The organism is Nocardia suismassiliense, from assembly GCF_900269665.1.
In the GTDB taxonomy this organism is placed as follows: domain Bacteria; phylum Actinomycetota; class Actinomycetes; order Mycobacteriales; family Mycobacteriaceae; genus Nocardia; species Nocardia suismassiliense.
This window is the reverse complement of record NZ_LT985361.1, coordinates 1,927,908-1,954,377: the sequence shown is the minus strand read 5'-3', so window position 1 is coordinate 1,954,377 and position 26,470 is coordinate 1,927,908. Positions and strand designations below refer to the sequence as shown.

23 protein-coding genes are annotated in these 26,470 nt (G+C 67.6%); 13 read left to right on the top strand and 10 right to left on the bottom strand.

The features are described from left to right. The first annotated feature begins 181 nt into the window (after positions 1–181). The gene (locus tag DBO33_RS08775; RefSeq protein WP_159080155.1) at positions 182–1,444 is read left to right on the top strand and encodes a PucR family transcriptional regulator; all 1,263 of its coding nucleotides are present in this window, start codon (positions 182–184) and stop codon (positions 1,442–1,444) included. Between the two features lie 38 nt (positions 1,445–1,482). Here DBO33_RS08775 and DBO33_RS08770 read toward each other — a convergent pair whose 3' ends face one another. After that, a complete protein-coding gene (locus tag DBO33_RS08770; RefSeq protein ID WP_199856943.1) occupies positions 1,483–2,325 on the bottom strand; it encodes an alpha/beta fold hydrolase in 843 nt (280 codons plus the stop codon). Positions 2,326–2,757: 432 nt separating this feature from the next. Between DBO33_RS08770 and DBO33_RS08765 the strand changes: the two genes are divergently transcribed. Next, positions 2,758–4,197 carry a lipase family protein gene (locus DBO33_RS08765; protein WP_199856559.1) on the top strand — a complete coding sequence of 480 codons (1,440 nt, stop codon included), beginning with the start codon at positions 2,758–2,760 and terminating at the stop codon, positions 4,195–4,197. Positions 4,198–4,203: 6 nt separating this feature from the next. Here DBO33_RS08765 and DBO33_RS08760 read toward each other — a convergent pair whose 3' ends face one another. After that, positions 4,204–5,043, bottom strand: coding sequence for a DUF72 domain-containing protein (locus DBO33_RS08760; protein ID WP_107654584.1), 840 nt, complete (start codon positions 5,041–5,043; stop codon positions 4,204–4,206). 447 nt (positions 5,044–5,490) lie between these two features. Here DBO33_RS08760 and DBO33_RS08755 point away from each other — a divergent pair, with 447 nt between their 5' ends. Next, the gene (locus DBO33_RS08755) at positions 5,491–5,736 is read left to right on the top strand and encodes a cold shock domain-containing protein (protein WP_107654583.1); all 246 of its coding nucleotides are present in this window, start codon (positions 5,491–5,493) and stop codon (positions 5,734–5,736) included. A gap of 651 nt (positions 5,737–6,387) precedes the next feature. Next, the gene (locus DBO33_RS08750; RefSeq protein ID WP_107654582.1) at positions 6,388–7,698 is read left to right on the top strand and encodes a fatty acid desaturase family protein; all 1,311 of its coding nucleotides are present in this window, start codon (positions 6,388–6,390) and stop codon (positions 7,696–7,698) included. An 89-nt stretch (positions 7,699–7,787) separates the two neighbouring features. On the opposite strand, the gene glpK (DBO33_RS08745) is transcribed toward DBO33_RS08750, so the two are convergent. Next, positions 7,788–9,311, bottom strand: a complete 1,524-nt coding sequence (glpK, locus tag DBO33_RS08745; RefSeq protein ID WP_107654581.1) for a glycerol kinase GlpK — start codon at positions 9,309–9,311, stop codon at positions 7,788–7,790. Between the two features lie 30 nt (positions 9,312–9,341). After that, complete coding sequence (locus DBO33_RS08740) at positions 9,342–10,106, bottom strand: IclR family transcriptional regulator (protein WP_107654580.1); 765 nt, start codon at positions 10,104–10,106, stop codon at positions 9,342–9,344. Positions 10,107–10,359: 253 nt separating this feature from the next. Here DBO33_RS08740 and DBO33_RS08735 point away from each other — a divergent pair, with 253 nt between their 5' ends. The 4 genes from DBO33_RS08735 (at position 10,360) to DBO33_RS08720 (ending at position 15,254) form a co-directional block, all read left to right on the top strand. After that, positions 10,360–11,187 carry an MIP/aquaporin family protein gene (locus DBO33_RS08735; protein WP_199856558.1) on the top strand — a complete coding sequence of 276 codons (828 nt, stop codon included), beginning with the start codon at positions 10,360–10,362 and terminating at the stop codon, positions 11,185–11,187. 41 nt (positions 11,188–11,228) lie between these two features. After that, on the top strand, positions 11,229–12,749 hold the full coding sequence (gene glpK / locus DBO33_RS08730; protein ID WP_107654578.1) for a glycerol kinase GlpK: 1,521 nt from the start codon (positions 11,229–11,231) through the stop codon (positions 12,747–12,749). 38 nt (positions 12,750–12,787) lie between these two features. Then, positions 12,788–14,467, top strand: a complete 1,680-nt coding sequence (gene glpD, locus DBO33_RS08725; RefSeq protein WP_107654577.1) for a glycerol-3-phosphate dehydrogenase — start codon at positions 12,788–12,790, stop codon at positions 14,465–14,467. Between the two features lie 136 nt (positions 14,468–14,603). After that, positions 14,604–15,254, top strand: coding sequence for a class I SAM-dependent methyltransferase (locus DBO33_RS08720; RefSeq protein ID WP_107654576.1), 651 nt, complete (start codon positions 14,604–14,606; stop codon positions 15,252–15,254). Here DBO33_RS08720 and DBO33_RS08715 read toward each other — a convergent pair. Together DBO33_RS08715 and DBO33_RS08710 are read right to left on the bottom strand one after the other, a co-directional pair. Continuing rightward, positions 15,251–16,003, bottom strand: coding sequence for a GNAT family N-acetyltransferase (locus DBO33_RS08715; RefSeq protein WP_107654575.1), 753 nt, complete (start codon positions 16,001–16,003; stop codon positions 15,251–15,253). The two genes, DBO33_RS08720 and DBO33_RS08715, sit on opposite strands and share 4 nt — an antisense overlap. 51 nt (positions 16,004–16,054) lie before the next feature. Further along, complete coding sequence (locus tag DBO33_RS08710; protein ID WP_107654574.1) at positions 16,055–16,282, bottom strand: hypothetical protein; 228 nt, start codon at positions 16,280–16,282, stop codon at positions 16,055–16,057. 89 nt (positions 16,283–16,371) lie between these two features. Between DBO33_RS08710 and DBO33_RS08705 the strand changes: the two genes are divergently transcribed. Further along, on the top strand, positions 16,372–16,527 hold the full coding sequence (locus tag DBO33_RS08705) for a hypothetical protein (RefSeq protein ID WP_199856557.1): 156 nt from the start codon (positions 16,372–16,374) through the stop codon (positions 16,525–16,527). Here DBO33_RS08705 and DBO33_RS08700 read toward each other — a convergent pair. Next, a complete protein-coding gene (locus tag DBO33_RS08700) occupies positions 16,506–17,054 on the bottom strand; it encodes a nuclear transport factor 2 family protein (protein ID WP_107654573.1) in 549 nt (182 codons plus the stop codon). The genes DBO33_RS08705 and DBO33_RS08700 overlap by 22 nt on opposite strands. Positions 17,055–17,312: 258 nt before the next feature. On the opposite strand from DBO33_RS08700, the gene DBO33_RS08695 reads away from it, so the two are divergent. The 3 genes from DBO33_RS08695 (at position 17,313) to DBO33_RS08685 (ending at position 21,360) form a co-directional block, all read left to right on the top strand. Next, a complete protein-coding gene (locus DBO33_RS08695; protein WP_107654572.1) occupies positions 17,313–18,527 on the top strand; it encodes a L,D-transpeptidase in 1,215 nt (404 codons plus the stop codon). 66 nt (positions 18,528–18,593) lie between these two features. Next, the gene (locus DBO33_RS08690) at positions 18,594–19,985 is read left to right on the top strand and encodes a pyridoxal phosphate-dependent decarboxylase family protein (protein WP_107654571.1); all 1,392 of its coding nucleotides are present in this window, start codon (positions 18,594–18,596) and stop codon (positions 19,983–19,985) included. 88 nt (positions 19,986–20,073) lie between these two features. Next, the gene (locus DBO33_RS08685) at positions 20,074–21,360 is read left to right on the top strand and encodes a cytochrome P450 (protein ID WP_107654570.1); all 1,287 of its coding nucleotides are present in this window, start codon (positions 20,074–20,076) and stop codon (positions 21,358–21,360) included. Between the two features lie 444 nt (positions 21,361–21,804). Here DBO33_RS08685 and DBO33_RS08680 read toward each other — a convergent pair whose 3' ends face one another. After that, the gene (locus DBO33_RS08680; protein ID WP_107654569.1) at positions 21,805–22,458 is read right to left on the bottom strand and encodes an SDR family NAD(P)-dependent oxidoreductase; all 654 of its coding nucleotides are present in this window, start codon (positions 22,456–22,458) and stop codon (positions 21,805–21,807) included. A 230-nt stretch (positions 22,459–22,688) separates the two neighbouring features. Here DBO33_RS08680 and DBO33_RS08675 point away from each other — a divergent pair, with 230 nt between their 5' ends. Continuing rightward, positions 22,689–24,284, top strand: coding sequence for an LCP family protein (locus tag DBO33_RS08675; protein WP_107660086.1), 1,596 nt, complete (start codon positions 22,689–22,691; stop codon positions 24,282–24,284). 6 nt (positions 24,285–24,290) lie between these two features. Here the strand turns inward: DBO33_RS08675 and DBO33_RS08670 are convergent, their stop codons facing one another. Together DBO33_RS08670 and DBO33_RS08665 are read right to left on the bottom strand one after the other, a co-directional pair. After that, on the bottom strand, positions 24,291–24,749 hold the full coding sequence (locus DBO33_RS08670) for an SRPBCC family protein (protein ID WP_107654568.1): 459 nt from the start codon (positions 24,747–24,749) through the stop codon (positions 24,291–24,293). 29 nt (positions 24,750–24,778) lie between these two features. Then, on the bottom strand, positions 24,779–26,431 hold the full coding sequence (locus DBO33_RS08665; RefSeq protein WP_107654567.1) for an FUSC family protein: 1,653 nt from the start codon (positions 26,429–26,431) through the stop codon (positions 24,779–24,781). Positions 26,432–26,470 lie beyond the last annotated feature (39 nt).

Here is a 26,470-nt window from a genome sequence, read left to right as displayed (position 1 = left end):
TTACGGCCTCCACGTGTGGGGTCACTGCTGATCGGATGTGCCGAACGACTGCTGGAGAGATTCGCCGAAACGCGGCTTACTCAGATTACCTATCGGACGCACCTCCGGCCGCAACCACGCAGTGTGCGTCGCGTAATCGAATGCGCCGCGCCCCGATACGCCGGGCAGCAGAATGAGCACTATGACTGCCTTGGATCAGGAAGCCCTCGACTGGCTCGTCCAGTTCGGGGCACAGGCCCGCAGCGACGAGCAGACCCAGCAGCTGGTCGACCTGGTCGACGGCCGGATCAACGAGGTCAACGCGCAACTGCCCGGCGACGCCGAACTCGCCGAGCAGTTGCATGCCGCGACCCGCTCGCACTGGCGCAGCTTCCTGGCCATGGTGAGCCGGGAGGTGTTCGAGGTGCATCCGCCCGCCGAGGTACTCGCGCTGTCGCGCACGGTCGCGCGGCGCGGGTTCGGCATCGACGTGGTGATGCGCACCTATCGAGTCGGGCAGGCCATGCTCTGGCAGTACATCACCGACTTCCTGAACAAGGCGATCGAGGACGACCAGCTCCGCAGCGCCGTGCTGCTGCTGTTCTGGGATCGCGTGCTCGAATGGACCGACACCTGCGTGGAGGCCTCGGTCGCGGTGTACACCGACGAACGCGAGCAGTGGCAGCGCGGCGCGCTGGCCCGGCGGTTCGGGCTCGCGGGTGCGCTGCTGCGCGGCGACGCGGTCGACGTCGATCAGGCCGAGACCCAGCTCGGCCACTCGCTGCGCCGCTACCAAACCGCGCTGGTGCTGTGGACCGACGAGTCGCTGGCCACCCCGGACCCGGTGCGCACCTTGGAGAAGTTCGGCAACGACATCGCCACCCTGCTCGACGCGCCGCGACCGCTGATGCTGTCGTCCGGGGTGCGCGGCATGTGGGCGTGGCTCGCCACGGCGGGCGTGCCGGACCTCACCGCCCTGCCCGCGGCCGAGCAACCCGGTCTGCACGTCGCCGTCGGAACATCGGCCCCGGATATCGCCGGGTTCCGGCAGAGTCATCGCGAGGCCATCGCCGCACAGCGGGTGGCGATCGCCACCGATTACGCCGCAACGGTGATCCGCTACAGCGACGTCGAATTGGTCTGCCTCACCACCGGTGACGGCAGCGTCGAGGCGATGCGTGCCATGGCGACAAGGGAATTGGGCGCGCTGATGAACACCGACGAGACCACCGCCCGGTTGCGCGAAACACTGCTGGCCTACCTGGCCTGCGGCCGCAATGCCCCCGCCGCCGCTCAACAATTGAACGTCCATCCCAACACCGTCCGCTACCGCATCAACCAATCCGAGGAATTGCTGGGGCATTCCGTCGAAGAGCGGGCCACCTATATCGAATTGGCGCTGCGCTGCGCACAAACCTATGGCGACAGAATCCTGACGCCCCAGCCGGACCGCGCGATCGCCTAGACCACGCAGACCGCCGAACACCCCATGAATGAGGCAGCTCATCGCCGGTCGGCGGCATCGGCGAGAAAGTCTTGGATCAACGCGGTGACAACGGCGGGTTGCTCCAGAACACAGCAGTGCCCGGCATTTTCGATGATCTCGAACCGCGCCTTGGGAATCAGCTCCGCGAGCCGCGACGCCGCCGCAATCGGCGTCACCACGTCGTCGCCGCCGACCGCGACCAGGGTCGGCGCGGTGATGGCGGTGACCTCGCGATCGGCCGGAGCGCGACCGATCACGCCGAGCATCGCTTTGCGGGTGCCTACGCTGTCGACCCGGTCGAGCCGTTCGGCCCACTCGGCGACGGTGTCCGCGGCGGCCGGATCGGCCAGGAACGCAGGCCCGAACAGCAGCCGTGCGAGCTTGCCGCGCACCGCCTCGACGCCGAGAAAGCGCACCGCCCAGGCGAGCCGGGTGTACCTGCCGATCCTGGTCGGATCCTCGGGCTCGGCGCTGGTGTCCAGCAGGGTCAGTGACCGCAGCAGCTCGCCGTGCCGGGCGGCGACCCGCTGGCCGACGAAACCGCCCATGCCGATACCGACCCAGTGCACCGGCGCGAGACGCAGTGCGCGGATCAGCCCGACGGCGTCCGTGGTCAGCGTGTCCATGTCGTAGCCGTCCATGGTCGGCTGCGTGCCGCCTTGGCCGCGCCAATCGATCGCGATGCAGCGGTAGTGCTGGCGCAGGGCGTCGATCTGTGCGCGAAACATCCAGCCGCCGAACAGCAGACTGTGCCCGAAAACGATGACGGGACTGTCGGATCGGCCGTTCGGGTCGCCCGTGTCGGTATAACCGATCGGTACGCCGTGCACATCGATCGTGCGAATGATGGTGGACAGCATCGGCACGTCCAGCTCCTCGGGAATGGCATCGACCGAAACCGGGATAACGCACCTACGAGTCTGGCAGCGGGGGCGCTGCCGTCTCTTGGCACAGCCACCAAGGTTGTCGCCGTAGGTTGTCATCCAGCACAACCCAGCGCTGCCCGGTCGGTCGCCACGCGGACAACATCCCGGCAGCTCGAGGCGTACTCCTCGCACAGCGAATCTCGAAATTGTGCAATGTGCATAGCCCAGCGGTCAGTGAATTAGAACTTTGCCTCTGGACCTATAACTCGGTTTAGCATTTGCTGTTACTTAGCCTTACAGAAATTCTGGTGGGTCAAGCGCGGCGCGCCGTTCACCGGCGCGCGGTCGTGGCCGGAATACTTTCTCCGCCCGACAGATCCCTTCATCGGATCTCATCAGCACCGCTCACCAGCGAAAGAAGCCGCAATGAATACCGTTATCCCGGGCCGGCTCGGGCGATTCCTCACTGCGGTTCTCGTCGCCCTCCTCGCGACCTCCGTGCAGGTTGCTGTCGGAATACCAGCAATGGCCGCACCGGCCGAACAAAACCCTGTCGCGCAGCAGGTTCCGGTACAACCGCCGCTGCCGTTCCCCATTCCACCGTCCCCGCCGGAACTCGATCCCGCGTTCTACGCACCCCCGGCCGAGGTCGTGGCGTCGAAGCAGCCCGGCGAGATCATCGCGGCGCGCGCGGTGCATCTCGCGTTCTACTCGACCATTCCGTTCAACATCGACGCGTGGCAGTTGTCCTACCGGTCGACCAACACCCGGGATGAACCGATCGCCGCGGTCACCACGCTGATGAAGCCGCGCGGCGACAACGGCGGCGTGCCGCGCCCGCTGCTGTCCTACCAGTTCCCGCAGGACTCGAACGCCCAGTACTGCGCGCCATCGTATGTGCTGCAACAGGCTTCGGTGCCGGGCAACATCACCGGCCAGTTCGACATCCCGTTCGAGTTCGTGCTTCCGCTGACCGGGCTCGGGGCGGGCTGGGCGGTGGCGATGCCGGATCACGAGGGCCCGAACTCCGCCTTCGCCGCCGGTCCGCTCGGCGCCCGGATCACCCTCGACGGCATCCGGGCCGCGGAGAACTTCGAGCCGATGGGCCTCGGACCGCAGACCAAGGTCGGCCTCGCCGGGTACTCCGGCGGCGCGATCACCACCGGGCACACCGCCGAACTGGCGGCGTCCTATGCCCCGGAGCTCAATATCGTCGGGGCGTCGGAAGGTGGCGTCCCCGCCGACATCAAGGCGATGTACCAGATGGCCAGCGGGAATCTCGGCTCGGGACTGATCTTTTCGGGGCTGCTCGGCGTCGAGCGGGAGTATCCCGAGCTGGCCGCGTACAACGCCCAGCACATGAACGCGTTCGGCAAAGCCTTGGCTCCGGTCAAGAACTCGCTGTGCCTGTACTCCGCCGCGATCCTGCCGTTCATGAATCTCGAAAGCGGGCTTTACGATTCACCGAACGCGTTGAACGATCCCGTGCCCACCAAGGTGTTCGACGCGCTCCGCATGGGTCATGCGGTTCCCGACATGCCGATGTTCATCTTCAACTCCAACCCCGACTGGATCGCGCCGGTCGGTCCGGTGAACGCGCTCGTCGACCAGTACTGCCGTGACCCGAAGGCCCAGGTGCAGTACACCCGCGACCACTTCAGTGAACACATCACGCTCGAAATCGACAGCCTCGCACGGGTATTGCTGTGGCTGAAGGAACGCTTCGACGGCGTCCCCGCGCAGCCCGGCTGCGCCATCCACGACGAGGGCTCCATGGCCTTGGATCCCGCGAGCTGGCCGATCTGGCTGCAGGGTGCGGGCACGCTGCTCGCCGGCCTGGTGCAGCAGCCCATCGGCAGCCGGTAGCCCGCGTCAGAAGAGGGTCATCGGGTCGGTGGGCGCCGGTTCGGGCAGCGGTGCGAGCTCGGGCAGCTCGGCGCGCACCGCCTCGTGGAAGCGGCGCGCGAGCGGTACGCCCTCGGCATTGTCCGGGGTGTGGATGAAGACGGTCGGCGATCGGCCCTCGCGCAGCCACTCGACGACCGTGCCGATCCACGGCTGCCAGCCGTCGACCGTGCGCTCGGTCGAGTCGCGGCCGTGATAGCGGACGATCGGGAATTCGGTGAGGGCGCGGGTCCGGCGCGGCACCCTCGGCTTCTTCGACCACGCTTCCTGCTCGGCGGCGGTGACCGGTAGTCCGTCGAAAAGTGTTGTGGTGTCGAAGGGTATCCACTCGGCGCCGACCCGGGCGAGCACGCTTTCCAGCTGCCGGGCGGCTTGCTCGTTCTCGAAGAACGCGCGATGCCGGACCTCGACCGCCGAGCGGTACTGCTGCGGCAGCCTGCGCAGAAACAGCGCGAGCGGGCCGAGATCGTTCGGGCCGAACGAGGCGGGCAACTGCACCCACAGGGCGTGCGCGCGCGGGCCGAGCGGTTCGATCGCCGACAGAAACGCGCGCATCTCCTCGTCGACCCCGGTCAGCCTGCGCTCATGGGTGATCGATCGGTGCAGTTTCACCACGAACCGGAACTCGGGCGCGGTCTGCGCGGCCCACGACTCCACCGTGCGGCGCGCCGGTATCGCGTAGAAGGTGGTGTTGCCCTCGACCGCGTTGCACCGGTCGGCGTAGGCGGCCAGCCGATCCCCCGAAGACGGTTGCCATTCCTGCCATGACGGGTGCGTCCACATCGCACAGCCCACGTGAAGCCGCATGCCAGCGACGGTAGTACAGCGCCGTCGTGCCCCTCGACCGCACTCCGTCGCGCCGGGCGGCGGCAGCACCGCACCACTGCCCGGGCCCGCACGGGGCTCGGCCAGTTGTTTTCCGGCGGCCGAGTTCGGCCGACGACGGAATGTGACGTTGTACCGAGTGGAAGCGGAATTCGGGCGAATATCCGTTCGGGTGCTTACAGTTTGAGTAACGCAGTAGCGGGCATCCGGCGTACGCGGGGATGCCCGCGTAATGTACCGACTCCGAGGAGATCGTCCGACCGTGGTTCGTTCAGACAAGTTCAGAGCTTCGCAGAAAGTATCCACGCATAAGACTGCCCGATCGGGTCCCGCCGTCGTGTGGCCAGACCCGAGCCCACTCGCCTCCTGGTGGCAGCAGGTGATGCAATCCGGGTCCGGCGAGCGCGCGAGCGCCTTCGAGGTCGCGCGATGAGCGACGGCGAGAACTGGGTGCACGGCACCGTCCGGTGGTTCGACACCGCCAAAGGATTCGGCTTCCTCGAATCCCCCGAATACCCGAACGGGGTCTTTGTGGAGTATTCCAGCATCGACTCCCCCGGCTTCAAAACCCTCTCCGCGGGCCAGCCCGTAGTTTTCACCTGCGAGCTGCGCCCGCGCGGCGTCGAGGCCACCGCGGTACGCCCGATGGCATTGTTATCCACCGCTGCGGCGTAAACCCGCACAGCCCTTGATGTCTCGCACACCCCACGGTCGTGGTGTGCGACGCATCAACCGAACGCGAGCGCTTCGGTCCCGCCGGGCCCGAAACGGCCCGAGCCCCCGCATCTCTCAAGGAGATGCGGGGGCTCGCGTCATGTCCGGCGTCAGGCGTGCGGCGGCGCGACCTCCCCGACAGCAGACCCGGAGCCATCCTCGGCTCTACTGAATACCGGCTGATGATGTACGTCACTGCTCTCGGCAGGCGTATACACCTGAATGGGAATGGTGTCATGGCTGAACAGCCCGGACCCTTGCCCGCTTTCCTGACTCATCCGTCGAGCCTCCTCCGATCGGCCGCGAATAGCCAATCCCCTCTATTGAACCTTGTCCGCGGCGCAGATCGCGCATGATCCCGCTCGAACTGGGATGTTGTCGTGTCCGGAACGTCGCGATTCCGCGCGGCCATACCCCGTTGTTCCGGCGGCCGTCCGCTGTTGACCTGGTGGTATCGGAAGCGCTGGTAGCGTCGAACCAAGAATCTCGTCGGCCTTCCGCATCGGCCGGCCTTCGAGCTCGGTTCCGCTGAGCAACGCCGATCGCTCCCCGTGTCGGCGGCCCGACCGGGCTTCCCCGCGGCTGCGCAGCCGCTCCATCCGAAGAGGACCCATGGCCATCACCGACATTGCTGTGTACGCGCACCTGAGCAAGGAAGACATCGAGGCGCTCGGTACCGAACTCGACGCGATCCATCGTGACGTCAGTGAATCGCTCGGCGGCCGCGACGCGGCCTACATCCGGCGCACCATCCGGTTCCAGCGCGCCCTGGACACCGTCGCCCGACTGATCATCGCGGCGAACCGGAACAAGGCGGGCTGGCTGCTCGGCACGGCGGCGCTGGCCGCGGCCAAGAGCATCGAGAACATGGAGATCGGGCACAACGTCTCGCACGGCCAGTGGGATTGGATGAACGACCCGGAGATCCACTCCACCAGCTGGGAGTGGGACATGGTCGGGCTGTCCACCCAGTGGAAGTACTCGCACAACTTCCGCCACCACCTCTACACCAACGTGCTGGACATGGACGACGACATCGGCTTCGGCGTGATGCGGGTGACCAGGGACCAGCCATGGGAGCCCAGCCATCTCTTCCAGCCGCTGCAGAATCTGCTGCTGGCCACCACCTTCGAGTGGGGCATCGGCCTGCACGGGCTGTACGCGGACCGGGACCGTTTCGAGACCAAGGCCGAAAAGTCCGCTGTGACAAAGGCTTTTCTGAAGAAGATCTCCCGTCAGGCGCTCAAGGACTACGTGCTCTTCCCCGCGCTGAGCGGAAAGCGCTGGCGCCGTGCACTGACGGCCAACGTCACCGCCAACGTCGTGCGCAATGCCTGGGCCTATGTGGTCATCTTCTGCGGCCACTTCCCCGACGGCGCGGAGAAGTTCACCCCCGCCGCGCTGGAAGACGAGACCAAATCCGAGTGGTACCTGCGCCAGATGCTCGGCACCGCGAACTTCGACGCAGGCCCGACCCTGGCCTTCGCCAGCGGAAACCTGTGTTACCAAATCGAACACCACCTCTTCCCTGACCTGCCCAGCAACCGCTACGCCGAGATCGCTGTCCGGGTTCGCGCGCTCTGCGACAAATACGACCTGCCCTACACCAGCGGTTCGTTGCTGCGCCAGTACCTGCTGACCATGCGGACCATCCACAAGCTCGCCGTCCCGGATCGCTTCCTGATCGCCACGTCGGACGACGCGCCGGAGACCGCCTCGGAGCGCAAGTTCCAAACCGGAACCACCTTCGCCGTCCCGGAAATCTCCGGTGTGACAACAGGTTTGCGCACCGCCCTGCACAACGGTCGCGTCCGGCTGGAGCTGGAGGCCGGGCTCAAAGGTGGCCGCCTGCGCCGGACCGCCGCCCGGGTCCGTTCGAATATCGCGGGGTCGCTGCGCGCTCCGGTTGCCGGCACCGGATAGGTAACACGGTCAGGGCATCTTCCCTCGCCACGTAGCTTGGCGCGGAGCCGATCTCTCTCTGACAACGCACCGCTCGATGACGAAGCGCGTCAGGCTCCCTGCCGATGTCGTTTCGAGCGCAACCAGCCGAAGGTCAATTGCACTGCGCGCTGCCAGTTCTCGTACTCGTCCGCGCGGTGCACCGGATCCATCTGCGGCATCCATTGCGCGGCAAGGCGCCAGTTGTTGCGCAGGCCCTCCAGGTCCGGCCAGTAGCCGACGGCGAGCCCGGCGGCGTAAGCCGCACCGAGCGAGACGGTTTCGGCGTTGAACGGGCGCATGACGGGCACGTCGAGGACGTCGGCGACGATCTGCATGAGCAGGTTGTCCGACGTCATGCCGCCGTCGACGCGCAGTGCGCGGGCCTGTAAACCGGAGTCGGCGTTCATCGCGTCGACCACCTCGCGGGTCTGCCATGCGGTCGCCTCCAGGACCGCACGGGCGATGTGGCCCTTGGTGATATAGGATGTCAGGCCGGCGATCAGGCCGCGCGCGTCACTGCGCCAGTGCGGCGCGTAGAGACCGGAGAACGCGGGCACGATGTAGCAGCCGCCGTTGTCTTGCACTGTGCGAGCGAGGGTTTCGATCTCCGGTGCGCTGGTGACCAGGCCGATGTTGTCGCGCACCCACTGCACCAGCGAGCCGGTCACCGCGATCGGCCCCTCCAGCGCGTACACCGGCTGCTCGTCGCCGATCTGGTAGCCGATGGTGGTGAGCAGGCCGTGCGAGGACTGCACCAGTTCGCGGCCGGTGTTCATCATGAGGAAGCCGCCGGTGCCGTACGTGCACTTGGTTTCCCCACGCGCGAAGCAGGTTTGGCCGAACAGCGCGGCGTGCTGGTCGCCCAGCGCGGCGGCGATCGGGATACCGGGCACCACCCGGCGGGTCGTGCCGTACGACGCCGTCGACGGCTGGATGCGCGGCAGCATGGCCGCGGGGATCTCGAAGAAGCTCAGCAGCTCCGCGTCCCAGGTCAGCGTGGTGAGATTCATCAGCAGCGTGCGGCTGGCATTGGTGACATCGGTCAGATGCAGGCCGCCGTCGACGCCGCCGGTCAGATTCCAGATCAGCCAGGTTTCCATGGTGCCGAACAGCACCTCGCCGCGTTCGGCCCGATCCCGCAGGCCCGGAATGGTATCCAGCAGCCAGCGCAGCCGGGGCGCGGCGAAGTAGGTGGCCAGCGGCAACCCGCATATCTCTCGAATACGTTGCGCGCCAGGCTTTTCCGCGAAGTCACGGACCAATTCCTCGGTGCGCGTGTCCTGCCAGACGATGGCCCGCCGGATCGGCGTGCCGGTGCGGCGATCCCACACCACCGTGGTCTCCCGCTGGTTCGCGATGCCGAGGGCGGCAACCTGATCCGCGGTGATACCGGAGTCGCGCAGCGCCTGCGGCACGATCCGGTCGACATTGCGCCAGATCTCCATCGCGTCCTGCTCGACCCAGCCCGGCCGCGGATAGTGCTGCTGATGCTCGCGCTGTGCCACACCGACCAGGCGTGCGCGCTGATCGAACAGGATGCACCTGGTGGAGGTGGTGCCCTGGTCGATCGCGAGCACAAACCGCTGCGTCATCCGTGTCCTCTCGTGCCATATATAGCTGTGTCAGTGTCCGGCGCCGAGGTCCCGCGAGACCGCGTGCGCGGCGTCGCGCACCAGGCCGATCAGCGCGGGACGGTGCCGTAATTGCGGGTCGCAGAGCCGGTCGACCGGTCCGCTGATGCCGATGGCGCCCACCACGAGTCCGCCGTGCGCACGGATGGGTGCCGCGATGCCCGCTTCGCCGGGCCGGAATTCCTCGGTGTCCCCAGCCCAGCCTGCCTGCCGCACCGCGGCGAGAGCTCGATTGAGTGCGGGGCGGTCGACGATGGTGCGGCGGGTGAGCGAGGGCAGCTCGCCCGCGCGCACCGTGGCCGCGAGTTCCGCGTCGAAGGCCAGCAGCACCTTGCCGAGCGCGGTCGCGTGCGGCGGCAGCAGTTCACCGAGTTCGAGTGCCTGTTCGGTGTTGTCCGGACGGAAGACGTGGTGCACGACCACCACGCTGCCGTCTACCGGCGCGCCGATGCGCACCGCCTCGCCGGTGCGTGCTGCCAGCGCGTCGGCCCAGTTGATCGCCCGCGAGCGCAGCTCGTTGGCATCGAGATAACTGGTACCGAGGTGCAGCAGGGCCGCGCCCAGCTGGTACTTGCCGGTCGCCGCGTCCTGTTCGACGAACCCCACACCTTGCAGGGTGCGCAGGATGCCGTGCGCGGTGGGTTTGGCAAGGTCGAGCGCGCCGGCGATCTCGCCGACGCCCAGGCGGCCCGCGCCGCGGGCGAGCAGCCGCAGAATGGCCGCCGCTCGTTCGATCGATTGGATCGGACCGGGCATGAACCGAAACCTAACCTCTCGATTCGACAATGTCGAACATGTGGTGAACGGCGAGCAACACACCCGGCGCGCCGGTGTGACGTGCGTCATGTCGACGCCCTCGGGCGCCCGACAGTAGCGGCAGCGGCCCCCCACAACCACCCCGGCCGTTCAGCATTGTCGAACGTGCCCTATGTCCGGTTCCTCGATCCGGTCGTAACGTCGAGGTCCGCAGGGTCGCATGAGCGGCCGCAGGGCGAACGGAGACTCAACGGTGAACTTCGGCTCGATCTTCCTGAGTGAAGCACTCGGCACGGGAATGCTGGTGCTACTCGGCGTCGGCGTGGTCGCGAATGTGTTGCTGACCAAATCCAAGGGATTCGACGGTGGCTGGTTACTGATCAACTTCGGCTGGGGTTTCGGCGTGCTCGCCGGGGTGTATGTCGCCTATAAAACCGGCGGCCACCTCAATCCCGCCTACACCATCGGCGTCCTCTTCAGCGGCGCCGATCAATACGGCCCCGACATCGACATCACTGTCGCCACCACCATCGCCTACATCACCGGCCAGCTGGTCGGCGCGTTCATCGGCGCGAATCTGGCCTATGTGGCCTACAAGCGGCACTTCGACGAGGAGACCGACGAGGCGAAGAAGCTGGGTGTGTTCGCCACCGGTCCCGCGATCCGCGGGCTGCGCTGGAACTTCGCCACCGAGGTGATCGCCACCTTCGCGCTCGTCCTGGTGCTGCTGTCCATCGGTCACACCGCGACCGGCCTCGGCCCGCTCGCGGCGGCGTTGCTGGTGGTCGGTATCGGCGCCTCGCTCGGCGGGCCGACGGGGTACGCCATCAATCCGGCTCGTGATCTCGGGCCTCGGCTTGCGCATGCGCTGCTGCCGGTAAGTAAGGGTGTGGCCGCCGCGCCGGTTCGTGAGCCCGCGGGTGCGGGTGTCGGCGGTTCTTCCGCCGAACGACTTCCCCAACACACCGGGTCGCCCGGGCCCAATCGCAAGAGGTCCGACTGGAGCTACGCCTGGGTCCCGATCCTCGGTCCGCTGGCGGGCGGCGTGCTCGCCGGGCTGGCCTCTCAGGTCCTTTTCTGAATCACCTTTTCTCTCTGTAGTTTTTCTTCGAAAGGACCACGATGAGCCAGTATGTCGGCGCCATCGACCAGGGCACCACGAGCACGCGCTTCATGGTGTTCGATCACAACGGCAACGAGATCGCTCGCCACCAGCTAGAGCACCAGCAGATCCTGCCGCGTGCGGGCTGGGTGGAGCACGATCCGACCGAGATCTGGGAACGCACCCGGGCGGTCATCCAGAGCACCCTCACCAAGGCCGATCTCGACGCGAGCGACCTGGCCGCGGTCGGCGTCACCAACCAGCGCGAAACCACCGTGGTGTGGAGCCGCCGGACCGGGCGGCCCTACTGCAACGCCATCGTCTGGCAGGACACCCGCACCGACCGCATCGCCGCCGAACTCGAGCGCGCCGGCCATGGCGACACCATTCGGCACAAGGCCGGATTGCCGCCTGCCACTTACTTTTCCGGCGGCAAGCTGCGCTGGATTCTGGACAACGTGCCCGGCGTCGCCGAGGCGGCCGAGCGCGGCGAGGCGATCTTCGGGACCACCGACAGCTGGCTGCTGTGGAACCTGACCGGCGGGGTCGACGGCGGGGTGCACGTCACCGACCCGACCAACGCCAGCCGCACCATGCTGATGAACCTGGAAACCTCCGACTGGGACGACGAACTGCTGTCCATCTTCAACATTCCACGGTCCATGCTGCCGGCCATCGCGCCGTCGTCGAACCCCGAACTGTTCGGAAAGACCAGGGCCGACGGGCCTTTCGGCGGTGAGGTGCCGCTGGCCGGTGTGCTCGGCGACCAGCAGGCGGCCACGGTCGGCCAGGTGTGTTTCCGGCCCGGCGAGGCGAAGAACACCTACGGCACCGGAAACTTCTTGCTGCTCAACACCGGTACCGAGATCGTGCGCTCGCAGCACGGGCTGCTCACCACGGTCGCTTACCAGTTCGGCGACGACAAGCCGGTGTACGCGCTCGAAGGTTCGATCGCGGTGACCGGTTCGGCGGTGCAGTGGCTGCGCGATCAGCTCGGCATCATTTCCGGTGCGTCGCAAAGCGAATCGCTGGCCAGGCAGGTCGACGACAACGGTGGCGTGTACTTCGTGCCCGCCTTCTCCGGACTGTTCGCGCCCTACTGGCGCTCCGACGCGCGCGGCGCCATCGTCGGGCTGTCCCGTTTCAGCACCAACGCCCACCTGGCGCGGGCGACGCTGGAATCCATTTGCTACCAGACCCGCGACGTGGTCGAGGCCATGCAGGCCGACTCCGGCGTGCAGCTCGACGTGCTGCGGGTGGACGGCGGCGTCACCGCCAACGAGCTGTGCATGCAGCTGCAGGCCGACTTCCTCGGTGTGCCGGTGTCGCGACCGGTGGTCGCCGAAACCACCGCGCTCGGCGCCGCCTACGCGGCCGGGCTCGCCGTCGGATTCTGGAGCAACACCGACGAACTCGTGCAGAACTGGCACGAAGACAAACGCTGGAACCCCACCGGAACCGAGGAGCAGCGCGCACGCGGCTACGCCCGCTGGCAAAAGGCCGTGTCGCGCACCCTCGACTGGATAGACGTAGACGACTGAGTCGCCGACGCGAATATCACTGGAAATAGGAGAGATTCATGTCAGCACGATTAGACCCCAGCTACCGCGCCACCGCGGTCGAGGCACTAGGCGACAACGAGATCGATGTGCTGGTGATCGGCGGCGGCGTGGTCGGCGCGGGCGCGGCACTGGATGCGGCCGCACGCGGCTTGAGCGTCACCTTGGTGGAAGCCAGGGACTTCGCGGCAGGCACGTCGAGCCGCTCCAGCAAGCTCATCCACGGCGGGCTGCGGTATCTCGAACAGCTCGACTTCTGGCTGGTGCGTGAGGCTTTGAAGGAACGCGGTCTGCTGCTGAACAAGCTGGCGCCGCACCTGGTGCGCCCGGTGTCGTTCCTGCTGCCGCTGCAGCACCGGGTCTGGGAGCGCGCGTACATCGGTGCGGGCGTCGCCCTGTACGACACCATCGGTGGCGCGCGGGCGCTGCCGATGCACCGGCACCTGACCCGCACGCGCGCACTGGAATTGGCGCCCGCGCTGCGCGAGGACTCGATGACCGGGGCCATCCGCTACTTCGATGCCCAGGTCGACGACGCGCGGCACACCATGACGATCGCCCGCACCGCGGCCCAGCACGGCGCGACCGTGCTCACCCGCACCAAGGTCACCGGGCTGCTGCGCGACGGTGAGCGGGTGATCGGCGCGCAGGTCACCGATCTGGAGACCGGACGCGAGCACACCGTGCGGGCCCGCCGGGTGATCAGCGCGACCGGCGTCTGGACCGACGAGATGAACCGGATGACCGGCGTCGAATTCCCGTTCCACGTGCGCACTTCCAAGGGCGTGCACATCCTGGTGCCGCGCGAGCGGCTCGACCTGGACACCGGGCTGATCATGCGCACCGAGAAGAGCGTGCTGTTCGTGATCCCGTGGCACCAGCACTGGATCATCGGCACCACGGACACGGATTGGTCGCTGGACAAGGATCATCCGGCCGCGAGCAACGCCGACGTGCAGTACATCCTCGATCACGTCAACGCGGTACTGCGGGATCCACTGACCCGCGACGACATCGTCGGCACCTACGCCGGGTTGCGTCCGCTGGTCTCCGGCGCGTCCAGCGACACCGCGAAGCTGTCGCGCGAACACGCGGTGGCGGAACCGGTTCCGGGTCTGTTCGTGATCGCGGGCGGCAAGTACACCACCTACCGGGTGATGGCGGCCGACGTAGTGGATGCCGCCGTGCAGGGCCTCGGTCGCGCGGTCGCCCCGTCGGTGACCGAGAAGCTGCCGCTGCTCGGCGCGGTCGGCTACCAGGAGATGGCCGCCGATCTCGACAGCCTCGCGCAGCGCAGCGGGCTGCCGAAGGCGACCGTGGAGCATCTGCTCGGGCGCTACGGCTCCGCCGTGCACGACCTGTTCGAGCTGATCGCCGAGGATCCCGCGCTGGGCGAGCCGCTGGCGGGCGCCGAGGAGTACCTCGCCGCCGAGGTCGTCTACGCGGTAACCCACGAGGGCGCACTGCATCTCGACGATGTGCTGACCCGGCGTACCCGCATCTCCATCGAGGCGTCGGACCGCGGTCTGCTCGCCGCGCCGGAAGTGGCCTTCCTGATCGGCGCCCGGCTGGGCTGGGATGCCGCCGACGCCGAGCGTGAGCTCAGCCGCTACCGGGACCGGGTCGAGGCGGAGCTGGCCGCCTACCAGGCCGCCGACGACGAGGCCGCGAACGCCGCACGTTTGGTGGCCGTCGCCTGACATCGCGACGCCCGGTGAGCTCCTGTTCCAGGCCTGATGTTTCGGCCGCGGATCGAGCTCACCGGGTAACCGGCGGCACCGAATTCCCGGCACGAGCCGTTGACCTCAACCCTTGTTCAGGGTGGATCATCGAGGTATGACTCGTCCTGCCGATTTCTGGAATGCCGCCTACGACAACGACATCGCCCCCTGGGTCATCGGTGAACCGCAGCCTGCGATCGTCGCGCTGGAGCGCGACGGATGTATCTGGGGGCGGGTGCTCGACCCCGGTTGCGGGGCAGGCGAACACACGATCCTGCTGTCGAAGCTGGGCTACGACGTGCTCGGTATCGACCTGTCCCCCAGCGCGATCGAGTTCGCCCGCGCGAACGCTGCCGCGCAAGATGTTCCGGCTGCCAAGTTCGAGGTGGCCGACGCCATCGCGCTCGGCACTGCCGAAGCCCCACCAACTTTCGACACCATCGTGGACAGCGCCCTCTTCCACATCTTCGGTACCGAACCAGACGCACGCGCGGCCTACGTCCGCAGCCTGCACGCGCTGTGCAAACCGGGCGGACTGGTCAATATCCTCGCGCTGTCCGATGCGGGCCCCGGTTTCGGACCTCAGATCAGCGACTCGATTATTCGCGAATCATTCACCGAGGGTTGGGAACTGGAAGACATTCAGCCGGCGCACTACCGCGGCCGAGTCACCCAACCCGCACTGGAACAGCGGCCCGACCTCGGCTGGCAGGAAGGCAGCATCATCGACCTGGTGGCGTGGCAGGCTCGGATCCGCCGCGTCTAGTCGTCCATTCCGGCGTGCCCGTCCGGGGTCGACTCATCGGTCTCCAACTCGGCCCCCTTCGGGTGCTCCTCCGCATGCGTCGGCTTCGAATGCTCGCCGGCGAAGTCCGCCTCTTCCTGCTGCACCTCGGCCGTCGTGCGATCCTTCTCTGCTCCACTCATGCCCGCCGGATACCCGCCGTTGATGCGAGCATGCAGGTGCATGTCGTGCCAGCCATCCAGGTGCAACCCGGCGCTTCGCTTCGTGCCCTCCAGGGCATAACCGAGCTTGGCCGCCACCCGGCACGACCGTTCGTTCGCCACCGAGTGGGTCAGCTCCAGGCGATGAAAACCGACCTCGAAAGCCCATGCGGTGAGCGCGGATATCGCGCGCGGCGTGACGGCCTGGCCGCGCGCAGCGGGCGCCGTCCAGTAGGCGACCTCGGCCTGCCCGCCCGCCAGCTCCAAGTTCTTCAAGGAGGCTCGTGCGACGAGCCGGCCGGTGCCGATATCGGCTACCGCCCAATTGGCGGCGGCGCAGGCGCTCCATGTCCCGATCCACGCGTCGATCCATTCGCGAACCTCGGCGAGGGAGTCGGCGCTGCGTACATGCCAGCGTTGGATCAGCGGATCGGTGAAAGCCTCCAGGACTTCCTGCGCGTCATCGGCTGTCCACGGCCGCAGGACCAAGCCGTCGCCCGTGGTGAGCACGGGCTGCGTTGCGCGGGTAAATCTTTCGGCGGCGACCAAACTTTCCGTCAGCAGAGGCATGCCGCGAATTGTCCGCCTCGGCGGCATTCGCGGCACGTCTTATTTTCAGGGTCAGAGTCGCTTGGCCAGCAGGGCCTTGCCCTGTTCGCCGCCCTTCACGCTTTCGTGCTGGGCGCGGCGGAAGAACTCGCCGAGCTCGGTGTCGCCGTCACGTTCGGCGTCCTGCGCGTAGAGCTCCATGCGCAGGGCGTTGCTCAGGCACTGTTCGGTGAACCAGATGAGGTTGTAGTTCTTGTCTTTGGTGCCGGTGATCGCACCGGTCTCCTGATCGATGGCCATGTGCCATACCTCCTTTGTCGTCCTGCTATCGCCGTACCCGGCGAATCCGCACGGAAACCGTTGATGACCAGATGATCTACGCTCCAGTTATGGACACGGATGTGGCGGAGGCCGAGCGGGTTTCCGCGCTGCTGGCGGCGGAGGCCAAGGCTGTCGCGCTGTTCGACGAGGTGGTCGGCCGGGGCATCATCGCACCGGGCATGCGGGAATCAGCGGTGGCGGATCAGGCGACGGCCTCGGCCTGACCGCGGTTCGAGCCGACGCCGTAGCCGGGCACATTGATGCCCGGCACGTCCGCGCCCAACGCGATGATCTGGTTGAGCGTGTTGTGATACTGACGCACCTCGGCGATCGCGCCGCCCTCGAAGCGGACCTCGCTGAGCACCATCGCGTGATAGAGCCGTTCGCTCTCCAGCGCGGTGAATTCACCCTCGACCTTGGCGAGCCAGGCGTGCGCGGTGGCGAACGGGCGCACGGTGATGCGGGACAGGCTGCCCGGGCTCCACAGTTCGGTGCTCCACCAGAGCATGCTTTCGTGCAGCTCGGCGCGCCCCTCGATCATGGTCGGCATGCCGGGTAGCTGCCAGGGGGCGTGGAACAGCACATCGTCGGTGACGAGGTCCAGCACCTGTTCGTGGTCCTGCAGGAAAAGCAGTTCGTAGAAGCGTTCGAGCGCCGCGCGTTCGACAGCCGCGTCGGAAAGTCCGGCGGAGCCGGTGCTCCGGTTGCCGACACGTCTCCGGTCCAGCGGAGCGGTTGTCATGCTGATCATCACAAGCCTTCCTTTCGTGCCGGTTGATCGCTCAATATTGAGCCAGCAAATCATGAGCAAACAAGGGTCGTCAATGACGGTTAGCGTTAATATCGCGCCAACTGACCAGCTGATAAGCGCATATAGGACGACCTCGACACCCTCGCCCGACGCGGATGCGGCCAGAAGTGCACCGCCCGCGGGCCGGTAAACTTCTGAACGGGACAAAAGTCGAGAGAGGTGCGCAGCGGGAAGCGCACGGCGAACACAGGAGAAATCATGTCGAGTCGCCGCTTCCGATCCAGCGTGGCCGGGATTGTCATCCTGGTCATCGCCCTGGTGGTTGCCGGTTGTTCAGGGTCGGAGTCGAAGCAGCCGGGAGCGGCCGACCCCGCGCCGCCCGCCATCTCCTTCACCCCGGCGCAGGGCGCGAAGGATATCGACCCGAGCGCACCGGTCCAGGTCAGCGCGGGTGACGGCATGCTGACCTCGGTCAGCATGACCAACGAGCAGGGCAAACAGCTCGAGGGCATCCTGACGCCGGACAAGACGGCGTGGAAACCCACCGAACCGCTCGGTTACGGCCACACCTACACCATCACCGCCGAGAGTCTCACCATCACCGGCCGCAGCGGCCCGCAGACCTCGACGTTCAGCACGCTGACGCCGAACAACCAGACCAAGGTCTACTTCGAAACCACCGCCGGCGGGCTGCTGGACGGTGGCACCTACGGCGTCGGCGCCGTCATCGTGGCCCACTTCGACGAGGACGTCCCGGACCGGGCGCTGGCCGAGAAACGGCTGTCGGTGACCACAACCCCGCAGCTCGAGGGCTCGTGGTACTGGCTCGACAACCGCCGCGCGCACTGGCGGCCGCGCGAGTACTACCCGCCGGGCACGAAGGTGAATGTCGCGGCGAATATCTACGCGGTCGACCTCGGCAACGGCCTCTACGGCCAGGAGGACAGCAAGGCGTCGTTCACCATCGGCCCCTCGCACGTGTCCATCGCCGACGACAACACCAAGCAGGTCCAGGTCTACGAGAACGGCAAACTCGTGCGCACCATGCCGACCTCGATGGGCATGGGCGGCAGCGAGACGGTGGGCGGCAAGACGATCACCTTCTGGACCCAGCCCGGCGTCTACACGGTGATGAGCAAGGCCAACCCGGTGATCATGGACTCCTCCACCTTCGGGCTGCCGGTCAACTCGCGGCTCGGCTACAAGGAGACCATCAACTGGGCGACCAGGATCAGCACCGACGGCATCTACCTGCACGAACTCGCCTCGACCATGTGGGCGCAGGGCAATACCAACACCTCGCACGGCTGCCTGAACCTCAGCCCGGAGCACGCGCGCTGGTTCTACGAGTTCTCGCTCCCCGGCGATGTGGTCGAGGTGCGCAATACCGGCGGCGCGCCGCTCGAGGTCTGGCAGAACGGCGACTGGGGCGTGCCCTGGGAGCAGTGGCTGCAGGGCAGCGCGCTGAAGTAGCGGCAAGGCCAGCACCTTCGGACTGGCTCCCGACAAGACGGGTGCCCGGCTCGTAGCGTCGGCAGGGTGGACGAAAACCTTGCCAACGACCTGGCCGAGCTACCCGCACTGCTGGACGCGGTGCGCGCGTCCGCGACGGACCTGTTGACCGGCATCGACACCCGGCCAGTCGCGCGGGCACCGAAAGAGGTGCGGCCCGAAGAACTTCCGGAGCACGGTATCGGCCTGCGCCGAGCACTCGCGCTGTTCCGCGAGCGATGGGAGCCGGGGTTCTCCGGCAGCGCGGGACCGCGCTACCTCGGCTTCGTCACCGGCGGCGCCACCCCGGCCTCGGTCGCCGGCGACTGGCTCACCGGGGTGCTCGATCAGAACGCGATGTCGGGCGAGGACTCCACGGCCATCGAGCTCGAACGGCAGACCGTCGACTGGATCGGGCGGCTGTTCGGCCTGGACCAGCACACCGGGGCGTTCGTCAGCGGGGCGACCATGTCGAACTTCGTCGGGCTGGCGATCGCGCGGGAGTGGCTGGGCGAGCAGCGCGGAATCTCGGTGGCGCAGGCCGGGGTCGGCGCGCTCGGGCCGGTGCACGTGCTGTCGGGGACGCCGCACGCCAGCATCGTCAAATCGTTGTCCATGCTCGGAATCGGCCGGGACAGTGTGCAACTGGTGCCGACCCTGCCGGGCCGGGAAGCTGTCGACGTGGCCGAGCTCGACGAGGCACTCGCGGCTCTGGATGGTCGGCCGGCCATCGTGGTGGCCAACGCGGGCACGGTGAACACCGTCGACTTCGACGACCTGCGCGCGATTGCCGCACTGCGCCAACGTTATCCATTCTGGCTCCACGTAGATGGTGCGTTCGGCGCGTTCGCGGCGCTCTCGCCGGAGCACGCCGCACTGGTCGACGGTCTCGGCGCGGCGGATTCGGTCTGCGTCGACCTGCACAAATGGCTCAATGTGCCGTATGACGCGGCGGTCCAGTTCACCCGGCGCCGCGATCTGCAACTGCGTGTCTTCCTGAATTCCGCCGCGTATCTGACCGCGCCCACCGGCACCCCGGATTTCGGGCACCTGGTCCCGGAGAACTCGCGGCGGCTGCGCGCGCTCGCCGCCTGGTTCTCGCTGACCGCGTACGGCCGCAACGGTCACCAGGACATCGTGCGGCGCAACATCTCCTGCGCGAACAACCTCGCCGAGCAGCTCACGGCGACCGGACTGCTCCGGCTCACCGCGCCGGTCCGCCTCAATGTCGTCTGCTTCACGCTGGCCGACCGGGCCACCGCCGAGCGGGTCGACGCACTGGCCGAAGCCATTGCCGAGTCCGGCGAGACCTTCGTGACGCCAACCGTTTACGAAGGGCAACCGGCGCTGCGGGCCGCGTTCAGCAACTGGCGCACGACCGACGCCGACGTGGACCGGGCGGCCAAGGCCATTACCGCAGCAGCCCTGGCCTTGTCCTGATCAGTCGGCCGCTGTCCTGGCGCGAGCCGGTTGCCTGGGCGCATGCTGGACCCAGCCGGTATCGCCGGGCCCAGCAGGTGGGAGTCCCATGACCTCAGCAGATCAGTCGATCGCCGACTACGTCCGTCTACTCGACCCGGCGGTGCGGTCGAACCCCTATCCGCTGTTCGCGCGACTACGGGAACGCGGGCCGTTCCGGATCGGCACCGCGCCGGTCGTCGTGGTGACCAGCCACGCCGACTGCACCGCCGTGCTCCGAGACCCGAGGGTGAGCGTGGACCGCTCGCTGGCGAAGCTGCAGCTCGGCTCGATGCCGATCTACGACGCCACGAAAACCACTGCTGAGCAGGCGAAACCGTCGTTCCTGTTCCTCGACCCGCCCGACCACACCCGGCTGCGGCGGCTGGTGTCGAAGGCCTTCACCCCGCGGGTGGTGCAGCAGCTCGCACCGCGGATCACCGAAATCGTCGACGACATCCTCGACAAGCACTCGGCGGCAGGAGCATTCGACGCCGTCACCGCGTTCGCCTACCCGCTGCCGGTGACCGTCATCTGTGAACTGCTCGGCGTGCCGCTGGAAGACGAAGCGCGGCTGAGCCATTGGTCGGCCCTGCTGGCCCGCACGTTGGACCCGACCTCGAAGCAGGCCACCGCATTCCGCGCCGACCCCGCCGAAATACAGCGCGCCGGAACCGAACTCAGCAACTACTTCGAGCAGCTGACCGAACGCCGCCGCGCCACCCCCGGACCGGACCTGCTCTCGGAGCTGCTCGCCGCCGAGGACGCCGGGGACATGCTCAGCCACGACGAGCTGATCTCCACCTGTGCACTACTGCTCGTCGCGGGGCACGAAACCACGGTCAACCTCATCGCCAACGCCACCCTCGCCCTGCTGCGCCGCCCCGACGAACTCGCCGCACTGCGCGCGAATCCCGAACGGGCACAGGCCGTCGTCGAGGAGACGTTGCGCTTCGATCCGCCGGTACAACTCATCCCGCGCATCGCCGCGGACGACCTGACGGTCGGCGACCTCGCCGTCGAGCGCGGCGATCTGGTGGTCATGCTGATCGCCGCCGCCCACCGCGACCCCGCCGGATTCCCCGACCCGGACCGCTTCGACCCGGCCCGCGACAACCGCAATCTGGCCTTCGGACTCGGCGCGCACTTCTGTCTCGGCGCTCCGCTGGCCCGGCTGGAGGCACGGATAGCGCTCACCCGGTTCGCGCAACGCGTCGAAATGCCCCGTCTCACCACGGATCCGCCGGTTTACCGCGAACACGTGAACCTGCGCGGCCCGGCGCACATGCCGGTCGAGTTTGCCGCGATCCTGCCATCAACACGACCACGCGGAGGTGGGTTCGCCCCAGCCCGTTAAGGATCTTGAAAGGTCCCGTGCATACGCTTGCGTCGTATCAACCGAAAGGTACTCGGCAACAACAGAATTTGTTGCCAATCCACAGCACGGTCGGCGGCGGGGAGTCGCCTTGGAGGGGAAGAACAATGTTCACACGTATTGCCGTCAGCACCGCGATCGCGGTCTGTGCCGCCGGTCTCGGACTCGGAATGAGCGAGGCATCAGCAAGCCCAGTGGCTGATCGAGTTCAGAGCGGAGCGACGTATTTCGCCGCCTCCTGCGCCGGCCGGGAAATCCCCGGTTACAAGTGCCTGAGCTGTCCCCCGAATGCGGGAGGAGCCTGCACGTACGAGCGGATACCCCCGCAGAAGGTCGGGCCCAAGCACGGACGCGGCAACTAGTTCGGCCTTCTCCCGTTTCAGGTCCTGTGTCGAAGTCCGCCGGGGACTTCGACACAGCGCCTGGTCAGCCGTCGTAGGACGTGTGCGGTGTCCATGCGTCGAGGGGCCGGATCGCTGCGGCGTGTAGTGCCTCGGCGACCCGGTCCCTGGTGAACGCTCCCTCGCCGAGCACGCCGTTGATCTGCACCGCGACGGCCCGAAAACCCTTGGGCGCCAAGGTAGTATCCAAGCTGGTGACCAGGTTGCGGACTGCCGCCTTCTGCACACCGAGCGACGCGGCCTGATTCCATGGCTTGTCCGCCGCGGCGCTCCCGGTGACCAGCACCCGCGCGCCCTCGGCGAAGAACGGCAGCGCCGCCTGGACCGCGGGCAACAATGCCGCGGCACCGATGGTGAAGTCCTCGATCAGCTCCGGCACCGACAGCTGCAACGGGTCCGCCTGCCGGAACATGCTCGGGTTGAAATGCAGCACATCGATGCGGCCGTGCTGCTGCCCCACCTCGGTCACCACGCGGGTCACGTCGGCCGGATCGGACAGATCGACGCCGACTCCCTCCGCGTCGAAACCCTCGCCGCGTAATTGTGCGGCGAGCGGCTCGGCCTCCTCCGGCAGCCGGCAGGCCAGGAACACCGCGTGATCGTCACGGGCGAAGAGTCGGGCAACGGCCAATCCGACACCGGGACCGGCGCCGAGCACGAGAAGCACGGGAGCAGACATGGGCTCGAGCCTAGAGCGGGCCCGATCATCGCGGGCCCGATGACCGCGTTCACCGTTACATAACCCGCGATGATCTGGGTATTACGCGCGCGTGCGTACTCTCGACTGAGTCGGACAGCGATCGAGACGGCGAGGAACAATCCGTGGCACGAGTGCCGAAGAAGGCGGAAGGCACAGAGTCCACGGCGATGGACCCCGCCGCCGCGGCGATGGACAGAGCGTCCGCAGCGATGAGCGATGACGATGACACCGTCGAGTTCGCCCGGGTCACCGACCCGCCCGCACGCCGCGCGAGGCACCGCCGCGCCGCCCCGAAAGCCCGCCGCGTAGCCGCAGCCCCGCACCGATCCCGAAGCATCGCGAAGAATGCGGTGCGGGTGCTCGTCTCGGTCACCGCCTTCGCGGTGCTCTCCGGTACCGGCTTCGCCTGGTCGGCCAAGGTCGACTTCAACAACGGGTTCAACCGCTCCGACGCGATCGGCGCCGACGCACCGCATTCGCTGGGCGGCGACCTCAACATCCTGCTGATCGGCCTGGACACCCGCAAGGACCAGAACGGCAACCCCCTCCCGAAAGAGATCCTCGACAAGCTGCACGCGGGCGACAGCGACGACGGCGGCTACAACGCGAATACACTGATCCTGCTGCACATTCCGGCGGATATGCGCAAGATCGTCGCGTTCTCCATCCCGCGCGACAGCTACGTCTCGGCGTCCGGTATCCCGGGCTACGACAAAATCAAGATCAAGGAGGCATACGGGCTCAAGAAAGCGGCCACGGAAGCCAAACTGATCGCGAACGGCGAAAAAGACCAGCTCACCCTGGAACGCGCAGGGCGGGAAGCGGGCCGGGCGTCCATCGTGTCCCACGTCCGCAACCTGACCGGTGTGCCGATCGACCGCTTCGCCGAGGTGGCCCTAGCCGGCTTCTATCACCTGGCCGAGGCGCTCGGCGGTGTCGATGTGTGCCTGAACAAGGCGGTCGACGACAGCTATTACTCCGGCGCCGTGTTCCCCGCCGGGCCGCAACACCTCAACGGTTCCGAAGCGCTCGCCTTCGTCCGCCAGCGCCACAACCTGGAGAACGGCGACCTCGACCGGACGCGCAGGCAGCAGGCCTACCTCACCTCGGTCGCCAAGTCGCTCAAGGATTCCGGAACGCTGACCAACCTGGGCAAGCTCAACGAGCTGATGAAGGTGGCGCACCAGGACGTGGTGCTCTCCGACGGCTGGGACCTGCTCGACTTCGCCAGCAGCCTCGGTGCCGCGGGCTCGATCGGGGTCGAGTTCCGGACGCTGCCGGTGCTGCGCTACGACACCATCAACGGCCAGGACGTCAACATCATCGACCCGGCCGCGATCAAGAAAGAGGTGCGGTCCGCGTTCGGCGTCGAGACGCCGAGCACCACCCCGGCGCGCCCGCCGACGAGCACGGTCGACGTGCTGAACGCGGGCAGCGTGGCCGGGATGGCGGGCCAGCTGTCCACCGCGCTGACGGCTCGCGGTTATCGCGAGGGCACGGTCGGCAACCGCGGCAGCGCCACCACCACGACCACGGTGACCTATGGCACCGGCGCCGAGGCGGACGCGACCCAGTTGGCCGAAACCCTCGGCGGACTCACGGCCACCGCCGGATCGAACGTCGCGCCGGGACACGTCCAGGTCGTCCTCGGCAGCGACTTCACCATGCCCGACGAACTGGCCGCGAGCGCGGCCACCTCGACCGCGCCCACAACGGTCACACCCACCACCCCGGCCGAACCTGCCCCGGACACGGGCAAGCCGATCACGACGACGATCGGCAGTACCGTCCCCTGTGTGAACTGACGGAAGCTAGGCCTGTTCTACGACTGCCTTGATGCGGTTCAACGTCTCGCGCATTCCGTTGACGTTCGTCTTACGACGTGCCCGACCGGCCAGCAGCCAGTACACCCGCAAGACCGGGTTGCTGTGCAGCTGAAACGATTCGGTGACGTCGGTGCCGCCGTCGACCGGCTCGAACCGATAGCGCCACGTATTGATCGGCATATTGCCGGGGCCGAGCACCGTGAACGCGAATTCACGCCCCGGCTCGGCGGCGTCGATCCGGCACACCGTCCAATACTTCAGACCCCAGCCGTTGCGGTTCACGTGTCCGCGGAACTTCACCCCGACGGCGGGTCCGGTAGCGCCACCGAGCCATTCGGCGGCGAAGGTCTCCGGACTGAAGCGCCCGGTATTGGTGATATCGCTGACCAGCTCCCAGATCTTGTCGGCGGGCGCGGCCATTCGCACTGTCACACTGTCCTGCATGCTCGAACGCTAGCAGGAGTAAGCACTCGTTAGGTGTGCGTGGAAACCGGCGTCAACGCGTCGAATTCGGCAATCCAGCGGTCCGGGTCGGCCAGCAGCGCGCCAGGGGGTAGCTCCCAGTAGGCGGCGAGCAGGTCGTAGCCGAGGTGGGCGGTGGCGGCGTGCGCGGGCCAGTGCTCGGCGGTCCACGCGGGCTCTTCGGTGGCCGAGTCGATTCCACTGCGTGCGACGCCGACCAGTTCGAACTGCAGTTGCTGGGTCAGTGCGACGGCGGGGGCACCGGCCGGCTCGGTGCGCGACAGTTCCAGCAGGTCGCGGGCGACGGCGCCGACCCGCTGCTCGATCCAGCGGAAGGTGCGCCGGTGTGCACGCGGGACGACGACGTGTGGGACGAGCACCGCGATCCCCACACCGAGCACGGTCTCGATGAAGCGGTCGCGGATCAGCGGCGCGACGGCGCCGTCCGGGGTGCTGCCCACCGCGAGCAGCGCGATGGGCGTGATGAAGATCGCGGCCAGCGCGTAGTTGCGTGGCACGAACAACTCCATGCAGAACAGCAGCGCGGCCAACAGCGCGATGAGGGCGTAACCGGTGAACGCGAGCTGATGCACCACGCCGAACAGCGCCAGGCCGACGATCGTGCCAACGAACCGGTGGATGCCGCGCACCTTGCCGCGCACCCGGTCGGGGCCGATCTGCAACACCATCAGCGCGGTGAACACCGCCCAGTGCGGGCGCGGCTGGCCGAGCAGCGCGCTGAGTCCACCGGCGGCCAGGCAGGCGACGCCGACCCGGAAGGCGCTGATGGCCGGGTGCGAGTCGAACGACAGCGCGCGGCGCAGCCGGAACCAGACACCGGGACGCACGAACGAGATCAGCGGGTCGACCACCAGCTCGTTGGTGTCGTCATAGGCCGGACCCGCGAGTCGGCGCCGGGCCGAGACGAGGTCGGCCAGCAGCGTCGAATCGGGTGCCCGGCTCGGCAGCCCGGCGTCGTAGACCGCCGCCCAGGCCTCCGCGACCGCGCCGCCCGCCTGATGGCGCAGGTCGATGGCGGGACGGCCCGCTGCCCGGGCCGACAGATAGGCGTCGACGGCGTTGATCGCCGCGTCGACGGCGACCCGTTCGGGCTTGCGTCGATCGCGCAGCACGCCCGCCATCGACGCCAGCACCGACGCGCCGACGCCGAAAGCGGTGCAGGACAACAGCGCTGCCGTCGAGATGCCCGCCTCGGCGGCCATCATCGCGCCGCCGCAGGCGATCACGAACAGCAGCGCGCCGGGCGGGCCGAGCCGCAACGCGTCGATCGCGTAGACGGCGACCATCGCGACGATCGTCAGCAAGGACACGGTCAGCAGCGAGGCGCCGAGTCCGCCGGCGAGCCCGTGCCCGAGCAGGGCACCGACGCCGCAGCACGCGAGCAACGCCAGGCCCGCGGTGAGCACCACGCCGGCCCGCATGCGATACGCCCTGCGCTCCCCGTACATCACCGCGAAGGCACCGAACAGCACGAACAGCGCGTGCTCCGGCTGCCCCAGCGCTACCACCACCGCGGCAGGCAGTGCGAAGGCCAGGGCGGACCGCAGGCCGGGACTCCACCGTCGGCCCGCGGGCGGCAGCGCGAACAGCAGGGCGCCGATCCGCCCCTGCGGCGGCACCGGGTCGGAGACCGACGAAACCATCAACTTCCTTCCTGGTCGTCCAGCGGGGTTGCCGCTCCA

Coding starts and splice junctions, on each gene's coding strand:
- DBO33_RS08695 (WP_107654572.1), top strand. CDS start 17,313: ATGTCGAGTCGCCGCTTCCGATCCAGCGTGGCCGGGATTGTCATCCTG.
- DBO33_RS08720 (WP_107654576.1), top strand. CDS start 14,604: ATGACTCGTCCTGCCGATTTCTGGAATGCCGCCTACGACAACGACATC.
- DBO33_RS08760 (WP_107654584.1), bottom strand. CDS start 5,043: ATGCGGCTTCACGTGGGCTGTGCGATGTGGACGCACCCGTCATGGCAG.
- glpK (WP_107654581.1), bottom strand. CDS start 9,311: ATGACGCAGCGGTTTGTGCTCGCGATCGACCAGGGCACCACCTCCACC.
- DBO33_RS08675 (WP_107660086.1), top strand. CDS start 22,689: ATGAGCGATGACGATGACACCGTCGAGTTCGCCCGGGTCACCGACCCG.
- DBO33_RS08680 (WP_107654569.1), bottom strand. CDS start 22,458: ATGTCTGCTCCCGTGCTTCTCGTGCTCGGCGCCGGTCCCGGTGTCGGA.
- DBO33_RS08715 (WP_107654575.1), bottom strand. CDS start 16,003: ATGCCTCTGCTGACGGAAAGTTTGGTCGCCGCCGAAAGATTTACCCGC.
- DBO33_RS08685 (WP_107654570.1), top strand. CDS start 20,074: ATGACCTCAGCAGATCAGTCGATCGCCGACTACGTCCGTCTACTCGAC.
- DBO33_RS08775 (WP_159080155.1), top strand. CDS start 182: ATGACTGCCTTGGATCAGGAAGCCCTCGACTGGCTCGTCCAGTTCGGG.
- DBO33_RS08670 (WP_107654568.1), bottom strand. CDS start 24,749: ATGCAGGACAGTGTGACAGTGCGAATGGCCGCGCCCGCCGACAAGATC.
- glpD (WP_107654577.1), top strand. CDS start 12,788: ATGTCAGCACGATTAGACCCCAGCTACCGCGCCACCGCGGTCGAGGCA.
- DBO33_RS08665 (WP_107654567.1), bottom strand. CDS start 26,431: ATGGTTTCGTCGGTCTCCGACCCGGTGCCGCCGCAGGGGCGGATCGGC.
- DBO33_RS08700 (WP_107654573.1), bottom strand. CDS start 17,054: ATGATCAGCATGACAACCGCTCCGCTGGACCGGAGACGTGTCGGCAAC.
- DBO33_RS08770 (WP_199856943.1), bottom strand. CDS start 2,325: ATGCTGTCCACCATCATTCGCACGATCGATGTGCACGGCGTACCGATC.
- DBO33_RS08765 (WP_199856559.1), top strand. CDS start 2,758: ATGAATACCGTTATCCCGGGCCGGCTCGGGCGATTCCTCACTGCGGTT.
- DBO33_RS08740 (WP_107654580.1), bottom strand. CDS start 10,106: ATGCCCGGTCCGATCCAATCGATCGAACGAGCGGCGGCCATTCTGCGG.
- DBO33_RS08710 (WP_107654574.1), bottom strand. CDS start 16,282: ATGGCCATCGATCAGGAGACCGGTGCGATCACCGGCACCAAAGACAAG.
- DBO33_RS08750 (WP_107654582.1), top strand. CDS start 6,388: ATGGCCATCACCGACATTGCTGTGTACGCGCACCTGAGCAAGGAAGAC.
- DBO33_RS08705 (WP_199856557.1), top strand. CDS start 16,372: ATGGACACGGATGTGGCGGAGGCCGAGCGGGTTTCCGCGCTGCTGGCG.
- glpK (WP_107654578.1), top strand. CDS start 11,229: ATGAGCCAGTATGTCGGCGCCATCGACCAGGGCACCACGAGCACGCGC.
- DBO33_RS08755 (WP_107654583.1), top strand. CDS start 5,491: ATGAGCGACGGCGAGAACTGGGTGCACGGCACCGTCCGGTGGTTCGAC.